We start from the raw sequence: 21,531 nt of genomic DNA, 5'->3' as shown, positions 1-21,531 counted from the left end.
GCCGCATATCCCCACCGGTCCACCAGTCGCACCTGCGTCACGCCTTCACCTCAGGTCTCACTGACAACGCCCGCGAGCACGGCCGCTGAGGCAGATCTGGCTCCAAGGGCACAAGCGCCTCGACCGTCCTCTAACGCAGTCCGATGACACCGCTCCGTCCTTCGTCGTCGGTGTAGGAGACCGCGACGGCACCCGGTACGGACACGGCGTCGTGGACCTCCGTCATCTGCGCGTCCCGGTCGATCGTGATCTCGGAAGCACCCTGGAAGCCGGTGAAGTAGGCCAGCACCGGCGCATCCGCCCCTCCTGCGACCTCCTCCGCCAGGTACAGGACTCCGTCCTCCAGACCGAGGAACCCACCGCCGCTGACGGTGGGCTCGGGCACGGCCCCGGTCTCCTCCACGAGGCTCGTGAGAGCCTCACCGGAACGATCCTCGTGTCGGTAGTCCCTGGACTCGGCGTGCCAGACCCCCAGTGTGGAGCCGTCGGAACTCGACCACAGGACGTCGTTCCGCCCGAGATCCGTCACGTCACCGGTGGAGGGGTCGACCAGCTGGTGGACCTCTGCGTAGGGGTATTCGACGACGATCAAACCGCTGTCCTGAACCGTCAGGACCCTGCCGTGTGAGTCTGCCGGGAACAATCCGAGCTGGTCCTCGGACCGCCACAGCTCCTCACCGGTGGTGGGATCGAGCCCCACCAGACCTGAGACGAACTCCTGCCCCTCCGTCATGTCGACCGGGTCCTCACCTTCTGGCTGCTCGTAACAGGTGAAGGCGGCGACCACGACGTCGTCGAGGACCGCGAGGTCGTCGACGGAGCCGACGTCCGTGCACCGCGCCAGGTCTGCCGTGGCCGACGACCACAGGATTTCGCCGTCCTCCCACTGGTGGGCGGTCACACCGGTCTCGTCCTGGACGGCCCAGATGTCGCCCGTGACACCGCTGAGGGACTCTCCGATCTGCGGGGCGAAGCCGACGCGTTCGACAGCCTCGACGCCGCTGGAGTCGAACTCGTGCACGATCTCGCCGGTGCCCGAGTCGAGAACGGTCAGTTCCGTCCCTCCCGTGCCCGCCCCGGTGTCACCCTCCGACCGGAGCACGACGTGGCGGCCGTCGTCGGAGACGTTTCCCGAAACCTCCCTCTCGGAGACCCGGTACTGCCAGAGCTCCTCACCGGTCTCACCGGACAGGACGACGACTCCGGCTGCTTGCAGAACCGCCACACCACCGGGCACCGGGAACACCGCCGACCGTGAGCCGTCCGGCGCGGTCCAGTCCCACGCGACCTCGCTCACGGCCGGCCGGTGATCCAGCTCTACGACGGATTCCGTGACTTCATGCCCTTGAGAAGAACACCCGACAAGGAAAACCGGGAGAAAGAAAATAGAGAATCGAATTCGCACGGAACTTCCAGGTCGATAAAGCCAAGCCATGTCTTGATCCACTCAGTTTTCAGGTCTCCACACAGAAACCGACTCCCATTTGTCACCAGTCCTGTCAAACGCACTCAGATAGTTGTGGACCGCATTCGCCATACTCCCCTCACCGTCCAGCCAGGGTCGCTCGTCCAAGCTGTCGAACACAGTCTGGAATGTGCCGTCTGTATTCTTCCCCTCCCACTGCGCATGGTCTAGAGGAACGTACCGGCTCCCTCCATCGTCCTCCTGAACCGCTCCCGCCTCCACTAGCTCGTCCATGAGATCGGGATCAGCGTTTGCCGCAGCGGAGATGGCAAACCCCATCAGCTTCTCATCATGAGCCCAGTCTTCAATAACGGGAACCCTGGTCCCCTCCGGATTCTCAGGAATCGACAGGGACTCCTTGGCGGCAAACTTTGCCATCTCCACAACGAAACCGGAAACATTTCCATCCCCAGCCAGGCCGCCAATGACATCCACTGCCGCACCCGTCACCTTGTTATGGTAAGCAGCAGCATCATTGTGGACGTCCGAACGAATTGCGCTTTCGTTCATGAGCGCATTATCGACGAGCCCCTGCAGGCTCCCGGCGAGCACCGTGGGCGTATGATCCCTCTCGCCACTACTGTTGGCATAGTCTTCCATCCGCTCCGCCGTGTGCATGGAAACCTCTCCGTACACCCGCGCAGCCGCATCCGGATCGCCCATGATGAACTGAGTGAACGCCAATCGACTCTCCGCCGAGAGTTCAACGCGATCAAGCTCGTCATTCCAACCATGAGAGACATCCTTATTTCCCGGAAGCCCATCCGAATCCGAGAATTCATCCATATAGGAAATAAAGATATCCCCGAACCCGTCAGCCAGTTCTCCGTTCAGGTAACCAGCTGATACGTCCATCCAGAGAACTTCCTCCTCGGAGTCCCCCTCGCCGACGATTTCTTCGAGGTTATGTCCGGTCGCGAAGATGGCTTCCTGGAATGCGGGGTCCTCCATCGTCGCCATCAGGCTCGCGAGGGCGGTCCCCCGGATCTCGTCTGTGACCCCGCCGACGTCCACGCCCCTGCTCTGGCCGATCCAGTCGGTGATGCCGCTCACCGCGGCGCCGTCGTCCGGCCAGTTGTGGGTGTAGAAGGTCTCCAGGATCTTCTCCGGGGTGAGGTCCCCGTGGCTCTCGTGGTGCTGGAACTCGTTGCCCTCGAAGTCCTCGCCCGTCAGGATGATGTAGTTCGCCTCGTCGTTGCGGGAGGCGACGTCGATGACGTTCTGGAAGTGCTCGTCCCCCGGCTCGCCGGCGGCGAAGTAGGGGACGTCGAGCGTGGCGGCCACGGTCCCCATCAGCGTGGTGGAGAACTCCGTTCCGCCCTGTATCCCTGGCCCGGCGCTGTCGAGGAAGTTGCTCAGCGTCGTGAAGGGCTGCCCCCAGTCGCTGTAGGCGTCCATGAAGCCGGAGAGTTCCGAGTCGTGGTTGATGCTGTTGACATCGGGGAAGTCCGGCACGTCCATGACGTCGACGACGTCCTGGGGGAGCCTGTCCATGCCGCCGCCGATGTTCTCGTCGGAGAGCACGAGCATGGAGTTCGCCAGGTTGCGGCTGATGTCCCCGCGCAGCGAGTCGCTGATGTGCTCGCTGGAGTTCACCTGGTCCATGAAGGCGAGGAAACCGGGGTCGTCGCTGTCGACGGCGCCGAGGTCCCCGAAGAGCGTCTCCAGGAACTCGATCTCGCCGTCCAGGAGCTCATCGCCGTTCTGCTGGGCGGTCTGCGCCCGCGCGACCACGTTCCCGATGAGGGCGAGGAACTCGGGGTGGTCCTCCAGCGCCTCGATGCTTCCGTCGTAGCCGTGCAGGACCGCGTCCCGGATGTGGATCGCGATCGTCTCGGCCTGGCTCTCGTCGACGTAGAAGTAGTTCAGGTCGTTGGTGGTGTAGAAGCCGATGAGGCCGTACTCCCCCAGGTGCCCGCCCTCGGCCAGCGCACGGATGTTCTCGGGGGTCGGGCCGCCGCGCAGCAGCTCCTCGGACTCGTCGCAGCGGGTCTCCAGGTCCCGCCACGCACGCTCGGCGTCCAGGTTGTGGGAGTCGACGATCTGCTGAACGATGGTGAGGTTGTCGGGCTCGCTCGCATTGCCCAGTGCGGTCGAGAGGTTTCCCTTGATCTCCTCGATCCTGTCCTCGTACCACTGGACGTCCGTGCTGATCTTGTCGAGCACGCCGTAGGCGTGGGTGCACGCCATCATGGAGCTGCTCCAGGAGGAGTGGTTCTCCTCGGCGGCGCTCCTCAGACCCTCCCCGACCAGGTCCGTGAACTCGAACCCCACCGGCTGGGTGATGGTGTTGTACTCGCCGGATCGGCCGCTGATCGTGGCGTGCAACTCCTCGAAGGTGCTTCTGGCCGACGCGACGACGCCTCGGTCGATCTCGCATTCGGTGTAGCTGAGCGCGGACAAGGGGGACTCCAAAAACGCTGGGGGTACGGGAGGGATGTGGGGTGCGGGGGGCCGAGGAACCCCGGGGGCAGGGGGAGCGGAGGTCGGGGGCGCGGGGCCTCTAGAAGGGCTGTGGGCCGTTGATCGGGATGTGGTACTCCTCCGCCGCTTCGAGGTCCGTCACGGCGGCTTCGTAGGAACCGTCCTGGATGTTCTCCGCGAGGATCCTCGCGTGCTCCTTGACGTCGACCATGTGCTGCGCGTGGTCCTCCCCGAAGGAACCCCAACCGGTGATGCCCGGCGCGGGGCTCACCGCGCTCTTGGCCGCCTGGACCGCCTCGTCGAAGTCGGTCGGCAGGTCCCTGAGCCGGCCCGCCGCGTCCGCCGAGGCCGAGCCGCCCGCATAGGCGTCGTCCGCGTTCACACCAGTGCCACCGGACACAGGCTCACCCACTTCCCTGTTCTGAGTTGCGAAGACGTTCCGGCACAACCGGAACCATCAGCCGTATTCAGTCGATAATCGGAACCCAAGATATCCAGCCCCGAAGGCGGTTCGGGCGGACGGTCCCCTGTTCGGAGGCATGGTTGACGGTGTGGCCGGAAGTGGCCACGGGGATGGTGGGGGCCCGTGTCGCGTGCAAGCACGGAAGGGGAGGGCCGCCCTCACGGCCCTCCCCTCCGTCTCCTCTTCCCCTCCCATGGGTGTCCTCGGGCCGTGGTCAGCCGACTCCGCGCCGGGCCGGAACCCCGGCGGCTCGTCCGCCGACCCCCGGAGTGCCCTGCGGCCCCGCCCCCTCCACCTCGTCCACCGGAAGGGGAACCCGCGGGTCGACGAGCGCCCACACGGTGAGCGGGTGTCCGGGTTCGCCGGTCCACCCCCAGTCGGCGGCCAGCCGTTCCACCAGGAGCAGGCCGAAGCCGCCGCCCACCTCGGGGACGCTGTGCGGCGCGCCCGCGGGGGCGCCGTCGTCGGTCACGGCGACCCGGAACACGCCCCGGCTCTCCGACATCTCCATGCGCACCCGCCCGCACGGCCGCCCCGAGGCGCTGTGGCGCAGGGCGTTCGTGTGGAGTTCGGAGAGGACGGCCATCAGCGGGTAGGCGCGGTCGTGGCCGAGCCTGGTCCCGTTCCGGCACCAGGCGCGCGCGGAGGCCACCTGTTCCGGCAGCGGCCCCCAGCTGACCGTGCGGACGCCCGGAACGCGGGGCGCGATCCTCCGGGGGAGTTCCGCCCGCCACCGGTCCCCGCCGCGCCCGTGCCCGCTGTTCATCGCCGTCACTCCCTTGACCTGGGCTTCGCCGTCCTTGGTCAGCTTGGCGAGGGGCCGTGTCCTCCGCCTCCTCCCGTGGCGTTTCCGCGAAAGTCCATTCGCGCGGATGGAGTTCTTGCGAAACTCCATCGGGTGAACGGAAATCACGGTAGTACCGTTTTGTCCCTTTCTTGTGTGCAAATATCAGGCATGACGAAGGCGATCACGGATGTCCGCGAGCGGTGGGGCGCGATCCTCAAGGAGCGTCGCGACGCCGCCAGACTGACCCAGGAGACGCTGGGCCGGGCCCTGGGTGTGAAGGGTTCGGCGGTGTCCAACCTGGAGTGCGGCCGGACCTCTCCGACCGAGGACGTCCTCGCGACGCTGGACGAGGCCCTGGGCACGGGTGACGAGCTGGCGAGGCTGTGGGACGACCTGTCCAGGGCGGGCAAGATCCCGTGGCTGGGCCAGATGGAGGACCTGGAGAAGAAGGCCGCCTCCATCCTGGAGTTCCACCCGTTCCTGGTGCCCTCGCTGCTCCAGACCACGAGCTACGCGACGGCGGTCATGCGCGCCGTCACGCCGTGGGAGCCGCCGGCCAGGACCGAGGCGAGCGTGCGGGACCGCATCGCCCGGGGCGAGCGCTTCCAGAGTGCGGAGACCCCCGTGATGATGGTGGTGATCGGCCGGGCGGTTCTGATGGAGCCCGTCGATTCCGGGCCGATCATGCGCGAGCAGCTCCAGCACATCCACGCTCTCGCCGGAAGCGAGCGGATAACCTTGCAGATCACGGATGAACCCCTGCATCCCGGGCTGGTCGGCCCGTTCACCGTGCTCGACCCCTCCCCCGACCGGGAGATCGTGTACGCGGAGTCGGCCTACAAGGGCCAGTTCGTGCACGACGCCGACGCCGTGGGAGAGTTCAAACTGAGGTTCCACCGCCTGCAGGCAGCGGCGATGTCCCCGGCGCGGTCGCTGCGGCTGGTCGAAGAGACGATTGAGGGATTCCCGCCATGAGTGACGTCCAGTGGCACAAGAGCAGCTACAGCGGAGGCTCGCACCAGAACTGCGTCGAGGTCGCCGAGGGCCCGGCCGCCACCCTGGTCCGCGACACCCAGAACCGCGACCTCGGGCACCTCAGCTTCGGCAGCCCCGTCTGGTCCGGGTTCCTCGCGACCGTCAAGGGCGACCGCTAGCCGACCCCGTACGACGACGGCCTCCGCTCCCCCCGGGGAACGGGGGCCGTTCTGCGTTCAACACCCCAAGAGACCCATTCGCCACTTTCGCGAGAAATGCTCTTCCACCCACCCCACCTGGGATAACATTCCCCCCGCCAACTTCCCCCGCCTTTCTTCCCCGAAAAGCCCCCACCCCCACCCCGCCCCCTCTACTCTGGCCTCGAACACACAACTCAACAGCCAAATGGCCCCGCGACGGATACAACCGCCCGGGGCCGTGGCCAGCAACTTCAACACTTTTACAGACAAGGATTGCCAGCATGCGCCAGTTTAGCGCTGCCCTTCTGAGCCGTGCCCTCGGCCCGCTCACGGCCCTCCTCACACCCCCGCGCGGACGCCACTCCGCTGCCGCCGCGCGCCGTCGCCGCCGCTCCACCCGCGTCCGCCGCTACGCGCCCGTCCCCGCTCCCGCCCCCGCGACGGTCGGGGCCGTCTCGCCTCCGCAGGCCGTCCCGGTCGCCGGGTCCTCGAATCCGCTCCTCCCCGCGCCCCGCCTGACGCCTCCGCCCGAGCGGCTCCCCGCCGACGAGCTCGCCCCCGTCCGGCCCTACTTCGATGCCCACGAGCACGAACTCGACCGTGTCCGGGAGGAGGCCGCCGCGCGCCTGCGCCGCTGGACCGCCAGGGCCGCTCCTCCGCCCGGGGACCTGCTCGCCACGGCCCCCTTCGCCCCGGCCCCGGCCCCGGTCGCGGTCCCCGCGCCGCGCGCGCCCCTGGCCGCCTGCGAGGACCCCGACGACTGGCGCGCCTTCGCCCGCCTGACCCGCGTCTGGCTCGACCAGCAGGCCCGCAAGGACGTGGCGGCATGAGGCCCCTCGTCCACTGGGAGCACCGCATGTACTCCGGCGACTTCCGCGAACTCCCCCTGGTCCGGGCGCACCTCGCCCACGACCTCGCCGGGTTCGACCCGGACCTGGTCGGGACCCTCCAGCTGTGCCTGTCGGAGCTGTTCGCGAACACCCTCAAGTACACCGACTCCGGCACCGCGCACGGGGAGGTCCTGCGCGCCCTGTCCATGCCCGACCGCGCCACGCTGCGCCTCTCCGTCAGCGACTCGGGAGGCGGTGACGGCGTCCCGCGCATCCCGGCCGGGCGCAGCGACGACGAGTGGGGCCAGGCCGAGGGGCAGCGGGGCCTGCTGCTGGTGGAGAACCTGTCGCGGAGGTGGGGCCATCACCCGCTCGGGCCGTGGGGCGACCTGGGCACCGGCGTGTGGGCCGAGTTCGACGCGGACCCGGACGCCGTCCCGTCCGGCCTGCGCCCCTACGTCTTCACCCACGACTGACGTGCTCCGGGCCGGGCGGGAGCGCGCCCCCGCCCGGCCCGGTCGCGGGGCAGCTGCCCCGCGACCGAAAGGGTGCGAGGCCCCGCGACCGCCCGACCGAAAGGGTGCGCGGCCCCGCCCCTCCTCCCCGCCCCCTCCGCCGTGATCTTGTACCTATAGCGAGATTCGGCGCCGAGAACGTCTATAAGTACAAGATCATCCAGGTCAGGGGCTCACGCGCCCCACCCGCAACGGTTCCGGCCAGCCCCTCAGAAGGGGCTATCGGCCCCGGTCAGCTCCAGGCTCGCCTTCCACAGGTCCTGGACGGCCTGCTCGTCGTAGGCCTGGCCGTTGGCGCGCATCTCCTCGGTGCCGTTGAAGAAGAGTCCCGTGGTCCCGGACAGCTCCGGGTCGGTGACGAGCCGGCGGGTGGCGGCCACCCCCTGCTCCAGGGTGTCGACGCTGTGGTCGGTCATGTCCCGGACGATCTTGGTCGGCATGAAGGTCGCGGGGTGCAGGCTGTTGACCGTGACCTCGTCGGCGGGCAGCCGCGCGGCCAGCGCGAAGCCGGACATGATCTGGGCGAGCTTGCTCTGGCGGTACGCCCGGGTCCCGGTGTAGTCGCGCTCCAGCATCAGGTCGTCGAAGTCGAGCGGGGTCTGGCCGAGGGAGGCGACGTTGACGACACGGGCCGGGGCCGAGTCGCGCAGCAGCGGCAGGAGTTCGAGCGTGAGCAGGAAACCGGAGAGGTAGTTGACGGCGAGGCGCAGCTCGTGTCCGTCGGAGCTGGTGCGGCGGTCGCGCCCGTCCGGCTCCCCGGACCCGATACCGGCGTTGCTCACCAGGACGTCGAGGCGGCTCTCCGTGGCACGGATCTCGGCGGCCATGCGGCGGACCTGGCCGAGGTCGGCCATGTCCGCGACCACCGTGCGCGGCCTGGCCGCGCCGCCCGACCCGATCCGGTCCGCGATCCGGTCGAGTTTCTCCCGGCTGCGCCCGTGGAGGACGAGGTCGACGCCGTCGGCCGCCAGGTCTTCGGCCAGGCCGAGGCCGAGGCCGTCGGTGGCGCCGGTGATGAGGACGGTGCTGGAACGGGTCACTGCGGATCTCCTGATTCGCTGGCTGTACCGGCGGGGGCGGGGCGTCTGCGCGGGGACGGCGGGGCGTTCGTCGGCGGGGCCGTCTCCCGGGCCGCCGTGTGCCCACCACGCGACACCATAAGGCATCGAACCCGTTATCGAGAGCTGTCACCCCCGCGCCGGACGTCCGCGCCCTGATCGGCACGGCGACACGCCGCCCCGGCCCTGGCGCCATCCCCGAGAAACAAGTGGGGGCGGGACGCGTGTGCGTCCCGCCCCCACGTGCGATCGGATATGCGTCCGGCCGCCTACGTCGCCAGCGGGGACTCCACCGGCAGGGACGTGTCCGTGGCCAGGTCGAGCGCCGACGGCGGCAGCCCGGCGGCCACCACCTCCGCGCCCAGGGCGGCGATCATCGCGCCGTTGTCCGTGCACAGGCGGGGGCGCGGGACGCGCAGCTCGATCCCGGCGTCCCGGCAGCGCTGCTCCGCGAGCGCGCGCAGGGCCGAGTTGGCCGCCACGCCGCCGCTGATGACCAGGGTGCTCACCCCGTGCTCGACGCAGGCGTCCACGGCCTTGCGGGTCAGCACGTCCACCACCGACTCCTGGAAGGCCGCGGCGATGTCCGCGACCACCAGGGGCAGGCCCTGGCGGTCGGCGTCCTCGACGTGGCGGGCCACGGCGGTCTTGAGGCCGGAGAACGAGAAGTCGTAGGTGCCGTCGCCCCACTTGCCGCGCGGGAACCGCATGGCCTTGGCGTTGCCCTTCTGGGCGGCCTTGTCGATGGGCGGGCCGCCGGGGTAGGGCAGTTCGAGGAGCCGCGCGACCTTGTCGTAGGCCTCGCCCGCGGCGTCGTCCACGGTGTCCCCGAGGGACACCACGTCGGTGGCCAGGTCGTTGACCAGCAGCAGCGAGGTGTGGCCGCCGGAGACGAGCAGGGCGATGGCGGGCTTGGGCAGCGGCCCGTGCTCCAGCTGGTCCACGGCCACGTGGCCCACCAGGTGGTTGACGCCGTAGAGCGGCTTGCCGAGCGCCATCGAGTAGGCCTTGGCGGCGGACACGCCCACGAGCAGGGCTCCGGCCAGGCCGGGGCCCGCGGTGACCGCGATCGCGTCCACGTCGGACAGCTTGGCCCCGGCGCTGTCCAGCGCCCGCCGGACGGTCGGGGTCATCGCCTCCAGGTGCGCGCGGCTGGCCACCTCGGGCACGACCCCGCCGAAGCGGACGTGCTGGTCCACGCTGGAGGCGACCGAGTCGCCGAGCAGTTCGCAGCCGCGGACGAGGGCCACGCCCGTCTCGTCGCAGGACGACTCGATCCCCAGGATCAGCGGCAGGTCACTCATGGGTCCCCTTCTCCGCGACGCGTCGCATGACGAACGCGTCGGCCCCGTTGTAGTAGCCCCGGCGGACACCGATCTGCACGAAGCCGAACCTCTTGTACAGGTCCTGGGCGCGCGGGTTGTCCGAGCGGACCTCCAGGAACATGTGGGTGACGCCGCGGGCGGCGGCCCGGTCGAGGAGTTCGGTGAGCAGCGCGCTCCCGATCCCCCGGCCCCAGACCTGCTCGGACACGGCCATGGTCTGCACGTCGCCCTCGGGCGGGACGGACCTCAGCCCCGCGTAGCCCACCACGGTGTCGCCGCTCTCGGCGACCACGTAGTGGCGGGTGGGCTCGGCCAGCTCGTCGCGGAGCATGTCCTCGCTCCAGGCGTCGAGCGGGAACAGGGCGCGCTCCAGCGTGATGACCGCCGGGACGTCGTCGGCGGTCATGGCGCGCAGGCGCACGGCGGGCGGGCCCGCGGCGTCCGGGGCCCGGCCGGCGCCGTCGTTCACTTCACCCACTGGCGCACCTTCTTCGGGGCTCCGGGCACGACCGCGTCCGGACGGCGCAGGTAGAGGGGGTTGGGCGCGGGGAGCTCGACGCCCCGGGACAGGCGCAGCAGGGCCAGTTCGGCCATGGCGGCGGCGTCCGGGTGGAGCGGCGCGGGGTCGGCCGTGCCCGCGCCGAGGACCTCCGCGTACATCCGGGCCCCGTCGCCGACCAGAGGGAGTCCGCCGGTGTCCAGTTCGGCGGGCCTGGCGACCCCGACCTCTCCCACGCGGGTGAGGCGGTCGTCGTAGCGCGCCCAGAACACCTCCTTGCGGCGGGCGTCGGTCATCGCGAGGAACGGCTCGGTGCGCCCGGTCGCGAACGCGAGCGCGTCCAGCGTGGTGACGCCGTGGCAGGGGACGCCGAGGGCGTCGGCCAGGGCGTGCGCGGTGGCCAGCCCGACCCGCAGCCCCGTGTAGGGGCCGGGGCCGATGCCGACCGCGATGGCGTCGAGGTCGGCCAGGGTGACCCCGGCCTCCTCGGTCAGCCGCTGGACGGTGGGGCTGAGGAGTTCGCCGTGGCGGCGGGCGTCCACGGAGGAGGCGCCGGCGCGCAGGGTGAACGCCCCGTCGGGGGCGCTCTCCCCGATCGCGGCGGTGACCGCCGGGGTGGCGGTGTCGAAGGCCAGGAGCAGCACGGGTTTTTCCGCCTATCCGAGCCCGGCGTCGGAGCCGGGCAGGTCGATGGGAGCGTCGGCCGGGGTGTCCTCCTCGGAGCCGGCGCCGTCGGCAGCCGCGGCTCCGGGGGACCCGTCGTGGACGGGGGTCGGACCGGAGCCCTCCCCGCGGGGCAGTTCGACCCCGGCCCACCGGTGGCCGACGGCGCGCAGGTGCACGGTGCGGGAGTCGTCGCGGTGCCGCTCGATCCGGATCTCCAGCCGGTCCTCGGACAGCTCCTCGGCGACGCCCTCGCCCCACTCGACCACGGTGACGGAGTCGGGCAGGGTCATGTCGAGGTCGATGTCGTCGATCTCGTCCGGCCCGCCGAGCCGGTAGGCGTCCACGTGCACGAGGGCGGGGCCGCCCACCAGGGACGGGTGGACGCGGGAGATGACGAAGGTCGGGGAGGTGACCGACCCGCGCACGCCGAGGCCCGCGCCGAGGCCCTGGGTGAGGGTGGTCTTCCCCGCTCCGAGCGGCCCGGACAGGATCAGCAGGTCGCCGGGGCGTGTGAGGGCCGCGAGGTCGCGGCCCAGGGCGCGCATGGCGTCGTCCGTGGCGGCGGTGACCTCGCGGACGGTGGACACGGTGGTTGCTGTCACGTCTGTCATCGGGCTCGCTGCTCGTCGTGGGATGTGGTCGGTCGGTGGCCGGGCGCGCCGGGCCGGGGCGTCACGCCGGGGACGTGTCGGCCCGCGGGCGCCGCCCGCACGGGTTCGGGACCGCCGGGGCGCCCCTGCGTCGGGGCGTGCCGGAAGTGACCTCTTCACCCAGGTTAGGCGGGGTGGGGGGCGTCTGTGACCGGTTCTCGGCGACCGGTCAGGATCCCGCGCCGACGTACTCGCGCGGAACCCGGGCGCCCACCCTGGTGACGATCTCGTACGGGATCGTGTCCAGGACCGCGGCCCAGTCCTGGGCCGTCGGGACCCCCGGGGTCTCCCCCGGGTCGCCGAACAGTACCGCGTACTCGCCGGCCTCCACCCTGTCGTCCCCCACATCGAGAACGAACTGGTCCATGCAGACTGTTCCCGCGATGGTGCGGACGCGGTCCCCGAGGAGCACGGGGCCCTTGTTGGTGGCGGCCCGGGGGACCCCGTCGGCGTAGCCGAGCGGCACCAGGGCCAGGGTGGTCTCGCGGTCGGTGACGTAGCGGTGGCCGTAGGAGACCCCGCTCCCCGCCCCCACGCGCTTGGTGAGGGCGACGCGGGAGCGCAGGGTCATGGCGGGCCGCAATCCGGGCAAGGAGAAATCGGGGATTGGGGACAGGCCGTAACTCGCGATCCCGCCGCGCACGAGATCGAAGCGCGTCTCGGGCAGGGTGAGCAGCGCAGCCGAGTTCGCGATGTGCCGGACCTCGGGGGCCAGGCCGACCTTGTCGGCGATCTCCAGCGCCTCGTGGAAGTTGGAGAGCTGGAGGCCGATCGACGGGTGGCCGGGCTCGTCCGCGCAGGCGAAGTGCGACCAGATCCCGGAGACGCGCAGGTGTCCGTCGTCCTCGGCGCGGGCCGCGGCCTCGGTCAGCTCCGCCCAGTCCGCCGCGCTCACGCCGCCCCGGTTGAGGCCGGTGTCGATCTTGAGCTGGACGCGGGCGGTGCGGCCGAGGCGGCGGGCCTCGGAGACGACCTCGTCCAGGACCGCGCGGTCGCTCACCCCGAGGTCGATGTCGGCACCGACGGCCTCTCCGACGGGTTCGCCCGGGGGGATGATCCAGGCCAGGACCGGGACGGTGATCCCGGCCCGGCGGAGCTGGAGGGCCTCGCCGATGAGGGCCGTGCCCAGCCAGGACGCGCCGCCCGCGATCAGGGCCCGCGCGGCGGGGAGCATCCCGTGCCCGTAGCCGTCGGCCTTGACCACACCCATCAACGGGGTGCCGCCCGCGTGCTCGCGGAGCAGGCGGGCGTTGGAGGTGAGCGCGTCCAGGTCGACGCGAGCGTGCGCGAAGTGAGCCATGTCCCCAGTGTTCCACGTGTGGGAGACCCGTGTGGAGCTGCGGGTATGTGGTCCGCGCCCGGGGCCGGGCGCCTCGGCCGGAGGCTGATTCATGCCGGTTGACCAGGTAACTTGCCGTTTTTCATGGTCACTCGTAGTAAACGGGGGAATGCGGGGTATGACCGGCCTCGAAGCCGTATCAGGGGGTACCGGCATGACCGAGTTCGGAAGAGAACGACCCGTCAACACCACGCGTCTCTGGTCGGGTGGCCTCGCCACCGCGGTCGTCGCGGCTCTGGTGATCTTCGCGGGCGCCCTGGTTTTCCGCGGGGTGTTCGACGTACCGGTGCTCGCACCGGAGGAGGCGGGGAACCTGGGCGACGCGAGCACCGTCGCATACGCGCTCATGGCCGCTGTCGCGGCCCTGCTCGCCACCGCTCTGATGCACCTGCTGCTGCTCTCGGCCCCGAAGGCGGGGACCTTCTTCGCCTGGATCGTCGGTCTGGCGACCGCGATCGCGGCCGTGGCCCCGTTCAGCCAGGGCGACGAGACCGCCAGCCAGGGCGGGACGGCGGTGATCAACCTGGTCACCGGCGTCGTGATCATCACCCTGCTGCGGAGCGTGGGGCGCACCTCCACGCTCAACAGGCGGCGGCCCGGCGCGCCCACGACGGCCCAGAGCATGCAGGCCGCGCAGACGCCCGGGGCGACCGTCAGCCCCATCGGGGAGACCCCGCCGCGACCCCGCGAGGACCAGGAACACGTGGTTCCCGCCCACCCCGAGGAGCCTGCCCTGAAGCACGAGGGCATCCTGCCCTCCGTGAGCCAGGAGGAGTACCACCGCACCCAGGTGCGTGCTCAGGACCAGGACGCGGAGGAGGAGCAGGCCAGGGTGGAGCAGATCAGGGAGGAACGGGCCCGCCAGGACCCGAGGACCCTGTAGGCGCCTCCTCCCGAGAGGGACGTGTGGCACGCAGGTGACGAGCAGTGCGCGAGGGGCGGAGCCGACCGGCTCCGCCCCTTCCGCGTGGCCGCTCCCGGCCACACCGGCGTGGCCCGGGACACAGTCCCAGGAGGGTCTCGGGCCGGTTCTTGCCGGTCGGCCCCCGCCTGACCAGAGCCGATGCCGGCCGGGTTCCCTCAACCCCGTATCCGTGGGCGAATCGTCCCCTCCCGTCCGCTCCCCCGGGTGTCGGTGGAGCACGCTAAAAAGGAACTATGCCTACATTCCGTACGTCGCATCTGTCGAACGGTGAAGGCTCACCGCAGTGGCCGGACCGGTCCGCGAGAAGGCTGTCCCACACCTGGAGAGAGGCGACCGCCCCGTGAGACGCACGACGTTCCCGACGCCCCGGAGTCCGCGCACCCCGCCCGTGTCCGTCGTCGCGGCGCCTCCGGGAGGGGGACTCCGGTGAAGTTCGCCCATGTGTCCCCCGACCACGACGGCGGGACGCCGTCCCCGGGCGCACGGGAACGGGAAGGGGACGAGGATCCGGCCGCGGAACCCTCCGCACCGCTCCACGTCCTCGGGCTCCAACGGACCTCCGAGTACATGCGCCTGCGCGCCCGCACCGACCTCGCGCGGACCCGCCCGGCGCTGAACCGGCTGCTCCACGCCGTCGAGGCCGCCCAGGCCCAGGCCGCCCCTCCGCCCGGCCCCGGCGACGCCGCCGACGCGGAGGTGTTCCGTCCCGAGAGCTTCCGTCCCCGCCCGCAGACCCCGCCCCCGTGACCAGTGACCGGAGGACACCGTGACCGCTTGGAACATTCAGCCGGCAGAGGTCGGCGCCGTGCTCACCACCACCATGTCCTACCTCGGCGAGGAGGGAGGGGGCGAGGGCCTGTTCGGTGACATGGAGACGATCGAGCAGCGTGTCACCTCCCTCAGCACACACATCAACAGCGCCCCCATCGGGATCGCCCTGGGTGAGTTCGCCGGACACTACTTCGGCCTCATGGGCGACATGCTCGCCCTGACCTCCAACGCCGTCCGGCAGACCAGCGAGGCCACCACCGCCTACGTCGAGGGGAACCGGACGATGGCGCTGGAGGCCCAGCAGAACGCGGGCGTCGTGCCCGACCCGCCGCCGCCCCCGCCCGGTCCGGGGAACGCCCAGCTCGTCTGACCCCGACCCGTCCCGCCCTCCCCGGAACCCCCTCCCCCGGAGTACACCTGTGCCCCCAGCACCAGACGTGCCGACCTCGACCACGCCCCTGACCACCGATGAGCAGGTCAGCATGCTCACGGACGGGGACGACAAGATCAGCCCCGCGACCTTCCCCGTCCCCACCGCCTCCCCCGGCTACATCGAGACCCTCGCCGCCGCCCTCCGCACCGCCGGCCAGTCGGTGGCCGACACAGGGAACGACATCGACTCGTCCTGGGGCGCGCTCACGTCCAGCTACAAGGCCCCCGAGGCGGACGAGCTCTACACGGTCCTGGGCCCCGTGGCCCGTGACGGCGACGATGTCCTGACCGGTCTGAACAACGCCGCGAACGCGCTGGAGAACTTCGCCGAGGACCTGCGCGGCATCAAGAGGCGCTGGAACTCCCTGCGCACCGAGGCCTACGCGTTCCGGGCCCGCATCGACGCCAAGGGCGACGACTGGCGCGACGCCGAGGGCGTGGCCGGTTTCTTCGGCATCGGCGAGAGCCCCGACGTGGAGGAGAACAGCCGCCTCATCAGCGAGGGCACCGGCATCATCGAGGACTACGAGGCGGCCGAGCGCGACTGCGCCAACCAGATCAACCACTACGTCCCCGACCGCACCGGGTTCGAGGCGATGCCCTCCGGCGGCGGCGAGCTGGACCCCGACGTGTTCTACCACGGGTACGAGGACAGCCTGTCGGACCTGGCCACCGAGTGGGACATGGGCGGGGCCACCACCGACGAGCACTGGTGGGTCGACGCCGGGGCAGCGGTGTGGGACTTCGGGGTCGGAGCGGTCGAGGGCACCGGGGCGATGCTGGGCATGCACAGCTCCGAGGGGTGGTTCCAGGCGTCCTGGGGCGACGCCCTGTGGGAGTACCACGAGGGCAACGTCCAGTCCGTGGCCTCCCTGGTGGGCATGTACGACGGCGAGTCCGACAGCTGGGGTTGGGCCGGCGGGGACGCTCTCGGCTCGGCGTGGAAGGACCTGGCCCACTCGGTGGTGCCCTGGGAGGAGTGGGGCGAGCGCCCCGGGTACGTCATCGGCACCGCCGCGCTCAACATCGTCGCGATGGTCGGCGGCGCCGCCCTGACCGCGACGGGCGTGGGCTCGGTCGTGGGCGTGCCGCTGATGGCCTGGCGCGGTATGGCCATCGTCGACGGTATGGGCGGACGCGGTGGCGGCTCGGACTCCGGTTCGGGCACGGACGTGGAGGTGAACCTGCCCGCCGGGATCCCGAACTACGGGGGCGTGCACTCCCCGATCGCGAGCCTGGACGCGAGCTCCTTCGACCGGGGCGACTACAGCCCGGCGCAGTGGACGGAGCTCCAGACCCACCTGGACCGGTGGGCGTCCGCCTCCGACAGCGGCGGGGAGTCCTCGGAGACCGGCGGCCGTCCCGGTGCGCCGGGCGGGTCCGGACGCCCCGCGCAGCCGCGGAACGACCGCGACGGGCAGGACCCCGCCCGGCCGGTCGATCCCACCGCCCAGCAGCTGGCCGACAGCGAGGCGTTCTTCGACATCGTGGAGCAGCCGGAGCTGGCCGAGGTCGACCGCGCGGCCGATCGGGACAACCGGCAGCGGATCGTGGAGGTCGCGCGGGAGTCCCAGACCGACCCGAACGGCCCCAGGGGCTCCGAGGAGGGTCACTGGACCGCGGCCGAGCTCTTCGACGGCCCCGAGGGCGCCGGCGACCGGGTCCCCGCCGGTGTGGGAGGGCGGGGCGACGACACCCTGACCGCCGGGCGCGACGTCCCCGTGTCGCCCCCCGACCGGACGGTGAACCTGGCCGACAGCACCGGACGCGGATCCGACGGCGACCGGGTGGGGGAACGGGACACGCGTACCGACCCGGATGCGCGGAACCTGCACGGGGACGGCCCCGAGAACCGGCACGAAGTACCGAACGACCGGCACGGGGCCGACATGCGGGACCGGACCCCGGACGTCCGCAACAGCGCCGACGGCGGCGACTCCGCACCAACCCAGGATTCAGAAAACAGCTCTTCCGGCAGTCAGGAAACGCAAAACTCCTCAGAAGGTTCTTCTACAACACCTGCGGAACCGTTGACCGCCAGGTTCAGTCGAGCAAGATTCATCGAGGACTTGGGTGAATCCGGCCCCGGGGTGAACGAAGGGGCCAAACCTGTAAAACCCGAAGGAGACCTGTCGGACGAGCCCATCAATGCAAGCCATGAACTGTCCCCGGCGTCCAACGAGAGATTCGGCGACAACCAAATCCTGTCACCCGACACCAAATACGATGTCTACGACAAGGACGGCAAACATCGGGGCGTCTACACAACAGACACACATGGAGAAATCCGAAAAATTGAAATGCAAGCGCCATACGAAACCAAGGCGCACCCTGAACTAGGAAACCCAAGACCGAACACCGCATATCACATTACAACAAAGAACACCACCTTCGTTTTCGAGACAAATTCACGCGGTCGAAACCTGTTCTTCGACGGGCACTTCACGGAGGACAGAGCGGAGAGGATTTCCAAAGAAGATACAGCCGTCAGAACGGCCGCCGAGCGGTACTACAAGGCCTACAACGAGATCCTGAAGGAAGATTTTTCACAGAATCCGGAAAAATATCCCGGATCAACACAGGCCCCTCAGTTCGAGCTGACCAAGTGGAACGGTGGTCATATTGTAGGAGTTTCAGAGTACGGGGGAATCCCAGAACGCCTAAATCAGGTTGCCATGATGGAGGAGGTAAACAAGCACCAGATGAACGACTGGGCGCTCAATGCCTCCTACAGGAACTTCGAGACGTACATGCTATCCGTCCTGAAGGGCGACTTCGATTACCCGAGAAGCAAGCTCGAAGATCCAGCTTGGCAAGCCGAGGTAGACTACTGGGAGCAATGCGCAAAAAGCGGCCCCCAGCCTCCAAATATTCATGTTAGAGTGAGCCAGGTCTACGACCCAGACTTGCCTCACTTCGAGATAAAAACTAAAAACGGAAAGGTTATGGAAATCCTGGATCCACCACCCAGTGCAATTCTTGTCGAATACTCCATCAACGGCCACCGACAACGACGGCGCACCTACCCAAACGCCCCCGACCTCACATAGGGAGTAAATCGTGTATGGAACAAAAAGAGGCCACATGGGCCCACTCGAACAGCAGGAAGCGCTCGTGTCGATCGCATCCAGCCTTCCGAAATACTTCCCCCCCAACTGGAAGGCAGCCATCTATCACGTAGAAATAATGGGACTTTCTGCCGATGAATTTATTGAGGTCGAGCAGGAGGACGGGGAAATCGTACGAACAGACCTCCCCCCCGACTCGGGGATGAAGTGCATGAAACTTAGGGCCGGGATGTACAAGGAGAACGAAGGAACGTGGTTCTCCTTCAAACTGAAGCTTTGGAGTGAGGGGACTTATCGTTCTGAATTCAACTATGAAGATCCTCCTAAATTCCTCTTTGGCCCAGACCTGAACGAGTACGCCAGAGACATAAAACTCTTTCCCAGGAGCGAAGATTTCACGCCGGCCTGGTTGCAAGAAAAGATCGATGAGGCAAATTCTGCCCGTGGGAACTGAAGCCTTCGCCCTGTTTTAAGCTTTACTCCTCCCAGGAGGAGCGAGTTTCCGTCTCCCCAGTGCCGTCGCCCCCTGGCTCTGACCGGGTAGGTCGGCCAGGGCCGTGGGCGAGTGGAGCGGCCCGCGCTCCGCGTCGGCAGGGCCTCCCGTCAGCCGTTGACGAGGGTGTCGGCGTGGCGGGGGCTCAGGCAGTGCTCGATGACCATGACGGCCGCGCCGACCACGCCCGCGCCCTCCCCGGCCCGGGAGGAGACGATGCTCAGGTGCTCGGTGGCCAGGGGCAGTGAGCGCTGGTAGATGATCTCGCGGACCCCGGCGAGGAGGTGGTCGCCCGCGAGGGCGAGCGCGCCGCCGATCACGATGACCGACGGGTTGAACATGTTGACGGAGGCGGCGAGGACCTCCCCGATGTCGCGCCCGGCCTGGCGCAGGGCGCGCAGTGCGGGGACCGACCCGTTGCGGGAGAGCTCCACGACGTCGCGGGCCCCCGACGCCGGGACGCCCGCCCCGGTGAGCGCGGCGGCCAGGGCCGCGCCGCTGGCGACGGCTTCCAGGCAGCCGGTGTTGCCGCAGCGGCAGGGCTTGTCGCCGCCGCTGGGCACGTGGATGTGCCCCATGTCCCCGGCGGCCCCCTGTGCGCCCCGGTAGACGCTGCCCTCGCTGACGATGCCGCAGCCGATGCCGGTGGCGACCTTGACGAACATGAGGTGGCTGGCGTCCGGCCAGGCGGTGTGGTGCTCGCCGATCGCCATGATGTTGACGTCGTTGTCCACCAGGACCGGCACGTCGAGCCGGCCGCGCACGTGGCCGGGCACGTCGAAGTTGTCCCAACCGGGCATGATCGGCGGGTTGACGGCGCGCCCGGTGGAGTGCTGGACGGGGCCGGGCAGGCCGATCCCCAGGCCGAGGAGTTCGCCGACCCGGCGGCCCGCCCCCTCGAGCAGGTCCCTGCCGTTGCCGACGACCCAGTCCAGGACGGTCTCGGGCCCCAGCGCTATGTCCAGGTCGGCGCGCTCCTCGGCCAGCACGGTCCCCGACATGTCCGTGAGCGCGAGGCGGGCGTGGGTGGCGCCGAGGTCGGCGGCGAGGACGACGCGGGCCCCGGGTCGGAACGAGAAGGTCGTCGGGGGCCGGCCGCCGGTCGAGACGGCCTCGCCCGCGGGGCCGATGAGCCCGCTGGCGAGCAGGGCGTCCACGCGCTGGGTGACGGTCGAGCGGGCCAGGCCGGTCACCGAGGCCAGTTCCGAGCGGGTGCGCGGCCGGCCGTCCCGCAGGAGCCGGAGCAGGGTTCCCGCACCGGGTGCGGCGGTCGGGGCGGCAGCGGCGAGCAGATCCGTCACGCCTCGACTCCCCGGGTCAGTGAGCGCGTCTTCCGTCATGCGAACAGTGAAGCACAGGACTCCGGGCCACCCAGACCGACTCTAATGTTCCCACGTCAGTCAACTTCTGCTTGACGATCGACATAAGTCGGGCGTACTGTTCGCCGCATGTCAGTGAGAAAGGTCACAAGCCTGGGTGAGACAGTCGAACCCGGTACGACCACGCCCAACGCCTACCGCGCCGCGGTGATCGGCACCGGCTTCATGGGACGGGTCCACTCCCACGCCGTCCGTGCCGCCGGCGGCGAGGTCGTCGGGGTCGCGGGCTCCTCGCCGGCCAAGGCGGAGGGGTTCCGGCTCGCCAACGGCATCGCCCACGCGCACGCCGACGCCCTCGAACTCATCCACCGCGAGGACGTGGACGTCGTCCACGTCTGCACCCCCAACCACCTCCACGCCCCGCTGAGCCTGGCGGCCCTCGCCGCCGGGAAGCACGTCGTCTGCGAGAAGCCCCTCGCCACCGACGCCGACACCGCGAGGAGCCTCGTGGCCGCCGCGCGGGAGGCCGGCCGGGTCGCCGTGGTGCCCTTCACCTACCGCTTCCACCCCATGGCCCGCGAGGCCCGCGCCCTGGTCGCCTCCGGGTCGATCGGCCGCGTCAGCCTCGCCCACGGCGGCTACCTCCAGGACTGGCTCCTCTACCCGGAGGAGGACAACTGGCGGGTCGACCCGGAGATCGGCGGGCCCACCAGGGCCTTCGGCGACATCGGTTCGCACTGGTGCGACATGCTGGAGTTCGTCACCGGCGACCGCATCGCGACCGTGTGCGCCCAGACCTCCCGCGTCAACGACACCCGGGACGGCCGCCCCGTCGCCACCGAGGACCTGGTGTCCTTCCAGTTCTCCACGGCCGGCGGCACCATCGGCAGCGCGGTGATCAGCCAGGTCTCCCCCGGCCGCAAGAACCAGCTGGTCCTGGAGGTCTCCGGCACCGAGGGCTCCCTGGCCTTCGACCAGGAGCGGCCGGAGACCCTCTGGGCGGGCAGCCGCGGCCGCACGGGGACCATCACCCGCGACGACCCGGCGCTGAGCGCCGACGCCGCCCGCCTGGTCACCGTCCCGGTCGGCCACCCCCAGGGCTACCAGGACTGCTTCAACGCGCTCGTCCGCGACACGGGCGCGGCCATCGCGGGGCAGGCCCCGGAGGGCCTTCCCGTGTTCGCCGACGGCCTGCGCGCCGCCGTCATCGCCGAGGCCGTCATGGCCTCTGCGCGGGAGCGCCGCTGGGTCGACGTCCCGGAGGTGGACGCGGTATGACCGCCTCCCCGCCGCCCGGCCCCGCGTCCCCCGCTCCACCTCCCCCGGC

The 21,531-nt window shown here is 69.9% G+C and carries 20 protein-coding genes and 1 pseudogene; 10 read left to right on the top strand and 11 right to left on the bottom strand.

Translation table 11 applies throughout. From position 1 onward, the window contains the following. Positions 1–130: 130 nt before the first annotated feature. The 4 genes from OUQ99_RS04025 to OUQ99_RS04010 all read right to left on the bottom strand — a co-directional run bounded on the left by OUQ99_RS04025 (position 131) and on the right by OUQ99_RS04010 (position 5,118). Positions 131–1,297: a PQQ-binding-like beta-propeller repeat protein gene (locus tag OUQ99_RS04025; protein WP_267948075.1), complete on the bottom strand. Its 1,167-nt coding sequence runs from the start codon at positions 1,295–1,297 to the stop codon at positions 131–133. A 150-nt stretch (positions 1,298–1,447) separates the two neighbouring features. Then, positions 1,448–3,868, bottom strand: coding sequence for a hypothetical protein (locus OUQ99_RS04020; protein WP_267948074.1), 2,421 nt, complete (start codon positions 3,866–3,868; stop codon positions 1,448–1,450). A gap of 100 nt (positions 3,869–3,968) precedes the next feature. Beyond that, the gene (locus OUQ99_RS04015) at positions 3,969–4,271 is read right to left on the bottom strand and encodes a hypothetical protein (RefSeq protein WP_267948073.1); all 303 of its coding nucleotides are present in this window, start codon (positions 4,269–4,271) and stop codon (positions 3,969–3,971) included. Between the two features lie 295 nt (positions 4,272–4,566). Next, positions 4,567–5,118: an ATP-binding protein gene (locus tag OUQ99_RS04010; protein WP_267948072.1), complete on the bottom strand. Its 552-nt coding sequence runs from the start codon at positions 5,116–5,118 to the stop codon at positions 4,567–4,569. A gap of 189 nt (positions 5,119–5,307) precedes the next feature. On the opposite strand from OUQ99_RS04010, the gene OUQ99_RS04005 reads away from it, so the two are divergent. From OUQ99_RS04005 to OUQ99_RS03990, 4 genes are all read left to right on the top strand, one after another. Further along, positions 5,308–6,114 (top strand): helix-turn-helix domain-containing protein, encoded by an 807-nt coding sequence (locus OUQ99_RS04005; RefSeq protein WP_267948071.1) that lies wholly within the window; start codon positions 5,308–5,310, stop codon positions 6,112–6,114. Further along, positions 6,111–6,293 (top strand): DUF397 domain-containing protein, encoded by a 183-nt coding sequence (locus OUQ99_RS04000; protein WP_267948070.1) that lies wholly within the window; start codon positions 6,111–6,113, stop codon positions 6,291–6,293. Before OUQ99_RS04005 ends, OUQ99_RS04000 begins: the two co-directional genes overlap by 4 nt. Positions 6,294–6,595: 302 nt before the next feature. Continuing rightward, a complete protein-coding gene (locus OUQ99_RS03995) occupies positions 6,596–7,144 on the top strand; it encodes a hypothetical protein (RefSeq protein WP_267948069.1) in 549 nt (182 codons plus the stop codon). Beyond that, the gene (locus tag OUQ99_RS03990) at positions 7,141–7,620 is read left to right on the top strand and encodes an ATP-binding protein (RefSeq protein ID WP_267948068.1); all 480 of its coding nucleotides are present in this window, start codon (positions 7,141–7,143) and stop codon (positions 7,618–7,620) included. Before OUQ99_RS03995 ends, OUQ99_RS03990 begins: the two co-directional genes overlap by 4 nt. 248 nt (positions 7,621–7,868) lie before the next feature. Here the strand turns inward: OUQ99_RS03990 and OUQ99_RS03985 are convergent, their stop codons facing one another. From OUQ99_RS03985 to alr, 6 genes and pseudogenes are all read right to left on the bottom strand, one after another. Next, positions 7,869–8,699 (bottom strand): SDR family NAD(P)-dependent oxidoreductase, encoded by an 831-nt coding sequence (locus OUQ99_RS03985; RefSeq protein WP_267948067.1) that lies wholly within the window; start codon positions 8,697–8,699, stop codon positions 7,869–7,871. Positions 8,700–8,986: 287 nt separating this feature from the next. Beyond that, positions 8,987–10,021, bottom strand: a complete 1,035-nt coding sequence (tsaD, locus tag OUQ99_RS03980; protein WP_267948066.1) for a tRNA (adenosine(37)-N6)-threonylcarbamoyltransferase complex transferase subunit TsaD — start codon at positions 10,019–10,021, stop codon at positions 8,987–8,989. After that, positions 10,014–10,448 carry a ribosomal protein S18-alanine N-acetyltransferase gene (gene rimI / locus OUQ99_RS03975; RefSeq protein WP_267950241.1) on the bottom strand — a complete coding sequence of 145 codons (435 nt, stop codon included), beginning with the start codon at positions 10,446–10,448 and terminating at the stop codon, positions 10,014–10,016. Before rimI ends, tsaD begins: the two co-directional genes overlap by 8 nt. Positions 10,449–10,507: 59 nt before the next feature. Continuing rightward, positions 10,508–11,185 carry a tRNA (adenosine(37)-N6)-threonylcarbamoyltransferase complex dimerization subunit type 1 TsaB gene (gene tsaB / locus OUQ99_RS03970; protein WP_267948065.1) on the bottom strand — a complete coding sequence of 226 codons (678 nt, stop codon included), beginning with the start codon at positions 11,183–11,185 and terminating at the stop codon, positions 10,508–10,510. Between the two features lie 135 nt (positions 11,186–11,320). Continuing rightward, positions 11,321–11,818 (bottom strand): annotated as a pseudogene (gene tsaE / locus OUQ99_RS03965) (tRNA (adenosine(37)-N6)-threonylcarbamoyltransferase complex ATPase subunit type 1 TsaE); the annotation flags it as partial. Positions 11,819–12,026: 208 nt separating this feature from the next. After that, positions 12,027–13,157: an alanine racemase gene (alr, locus tag OUQ99_RS03960; protein ID WP_267948064.1), complete on the bottom strand. Its 1,131-nt coding sequence runs from the start codon at positions 13,155–13,157 to the stop codon at positions 12,027–12,029. A 193-nt stretch (positions 13,158–13,350) separates the two neighbouring features. On the opposite strand from alr, the gene OUQ99_RS03955 reads away from it, so the two are divergent. The 5 genes from OUQ99_RS03955 (at position 13,351) to OUQ99_RS03935 (ending at position 18,846) form a co-directional block, all read left to right on the top strand. Then, positions 13,351–14,079 (top strand): DUF6069 family protein, encoded by a 729-nt coding sequence (locus OUQ99_RS03955; protein WP_267948063.1) that lies wholly within the window; start codon positions 13,351–13,353, stop codon positions 14,077–14,079. 468 nt (positions 14,080–14,547) lie between these two features. Further along, on the top strand, positions 14,548–14,868 hold the full coding sequence (locus tag OUQ99_RS03950; protein ID WP_267948062.1) for a hypothetical protein: 321 nt from the start codon (positions 14,548–14,550) through the stop codon (positions 14,866–14,868). Between the two features lie 19 nt (positions 14,869–14,887). Beyond that, positions 14,888–15,262 carry a DUF6507 family protein gene (locus tag OUQ99_RS03945; RefSeq protein ID WP_267948061.1) on the top strand — a complete coding sequence of 125 codons (375 nt, stop codon included), beginning with the start codon at positions 14,888–14,890 and terminating at the stop codon, positions 15,260–15,262. Between the two features lie 49 nt (positions 15,263–15,311). Continuing rightward, entirely contained in the window at positions 15,312–18,374 is a 3,063-nt protein-coding gene (locus OUQ99_RS03940; RefSeq protein ID WP_267948060.1) for a hypothetical protein, read from the top strand. Between the two features lie 34 nt (positions 18,375–18,408). Continuing rightward, on the top strand, positions 18,409–18,846 hold the full coding sequence (locus OUQ99_RS03935; protein WP_267948059.1) for a hypothetical protein: 438 nt from the start codon (positions 18,409–18,411) through the stop codon (positions 18,844–18,846). A 149-nt stretch (positions 18,847–18,995) separates the two neighbouring features. Here OUQ99_RS03935 and OUQ99_RS03930 read toward each other — a convergent pair whose 3' ends face one another. After that, positions 18,996–20,225, bottom strand: coding sequence for an ROK family transcriptional regulator (locus OUQ99_RS03930; protein WP_267948058.1), 1,230 nt, complete (start codon positions 20,223–20,225; stop codon positions 18,996–18,998). A 114-nt stretch (positions 20,226–20,339) separates the two neighbouring features. On the opposite strand from OUQ99_RS03930, the gene OUQ99_RS03925 reads away from it, so the two are divergent. Beyond that, a complete protein-coding gene (locus OUQ99_RS03925) occupies positions 20,340–21,482 on the top strand; it encodes a Gfo/Idh/MocA family protein (RefSeq protein WP_267950240.1) in 1,143 nt (380 codons plus the stop codon). Positions 21,483–21,531: the final 49 nt, after the last annotated feature.

This window comes from Streptomonospora nanhaiensis, assembly GCF_026642255.1.
In the GTDB taxonomy this organism is placed as follows: domain Bacteria; phylum Actinomycetota; class Actinomycetes; order Streptosporangiales; family Streptosporangiaceae; genus Nocardiopsis; species Nocardiopsis tropica.
This window is presented reverse-complemented; position numbering and strand designations above follow the sequence as displayed.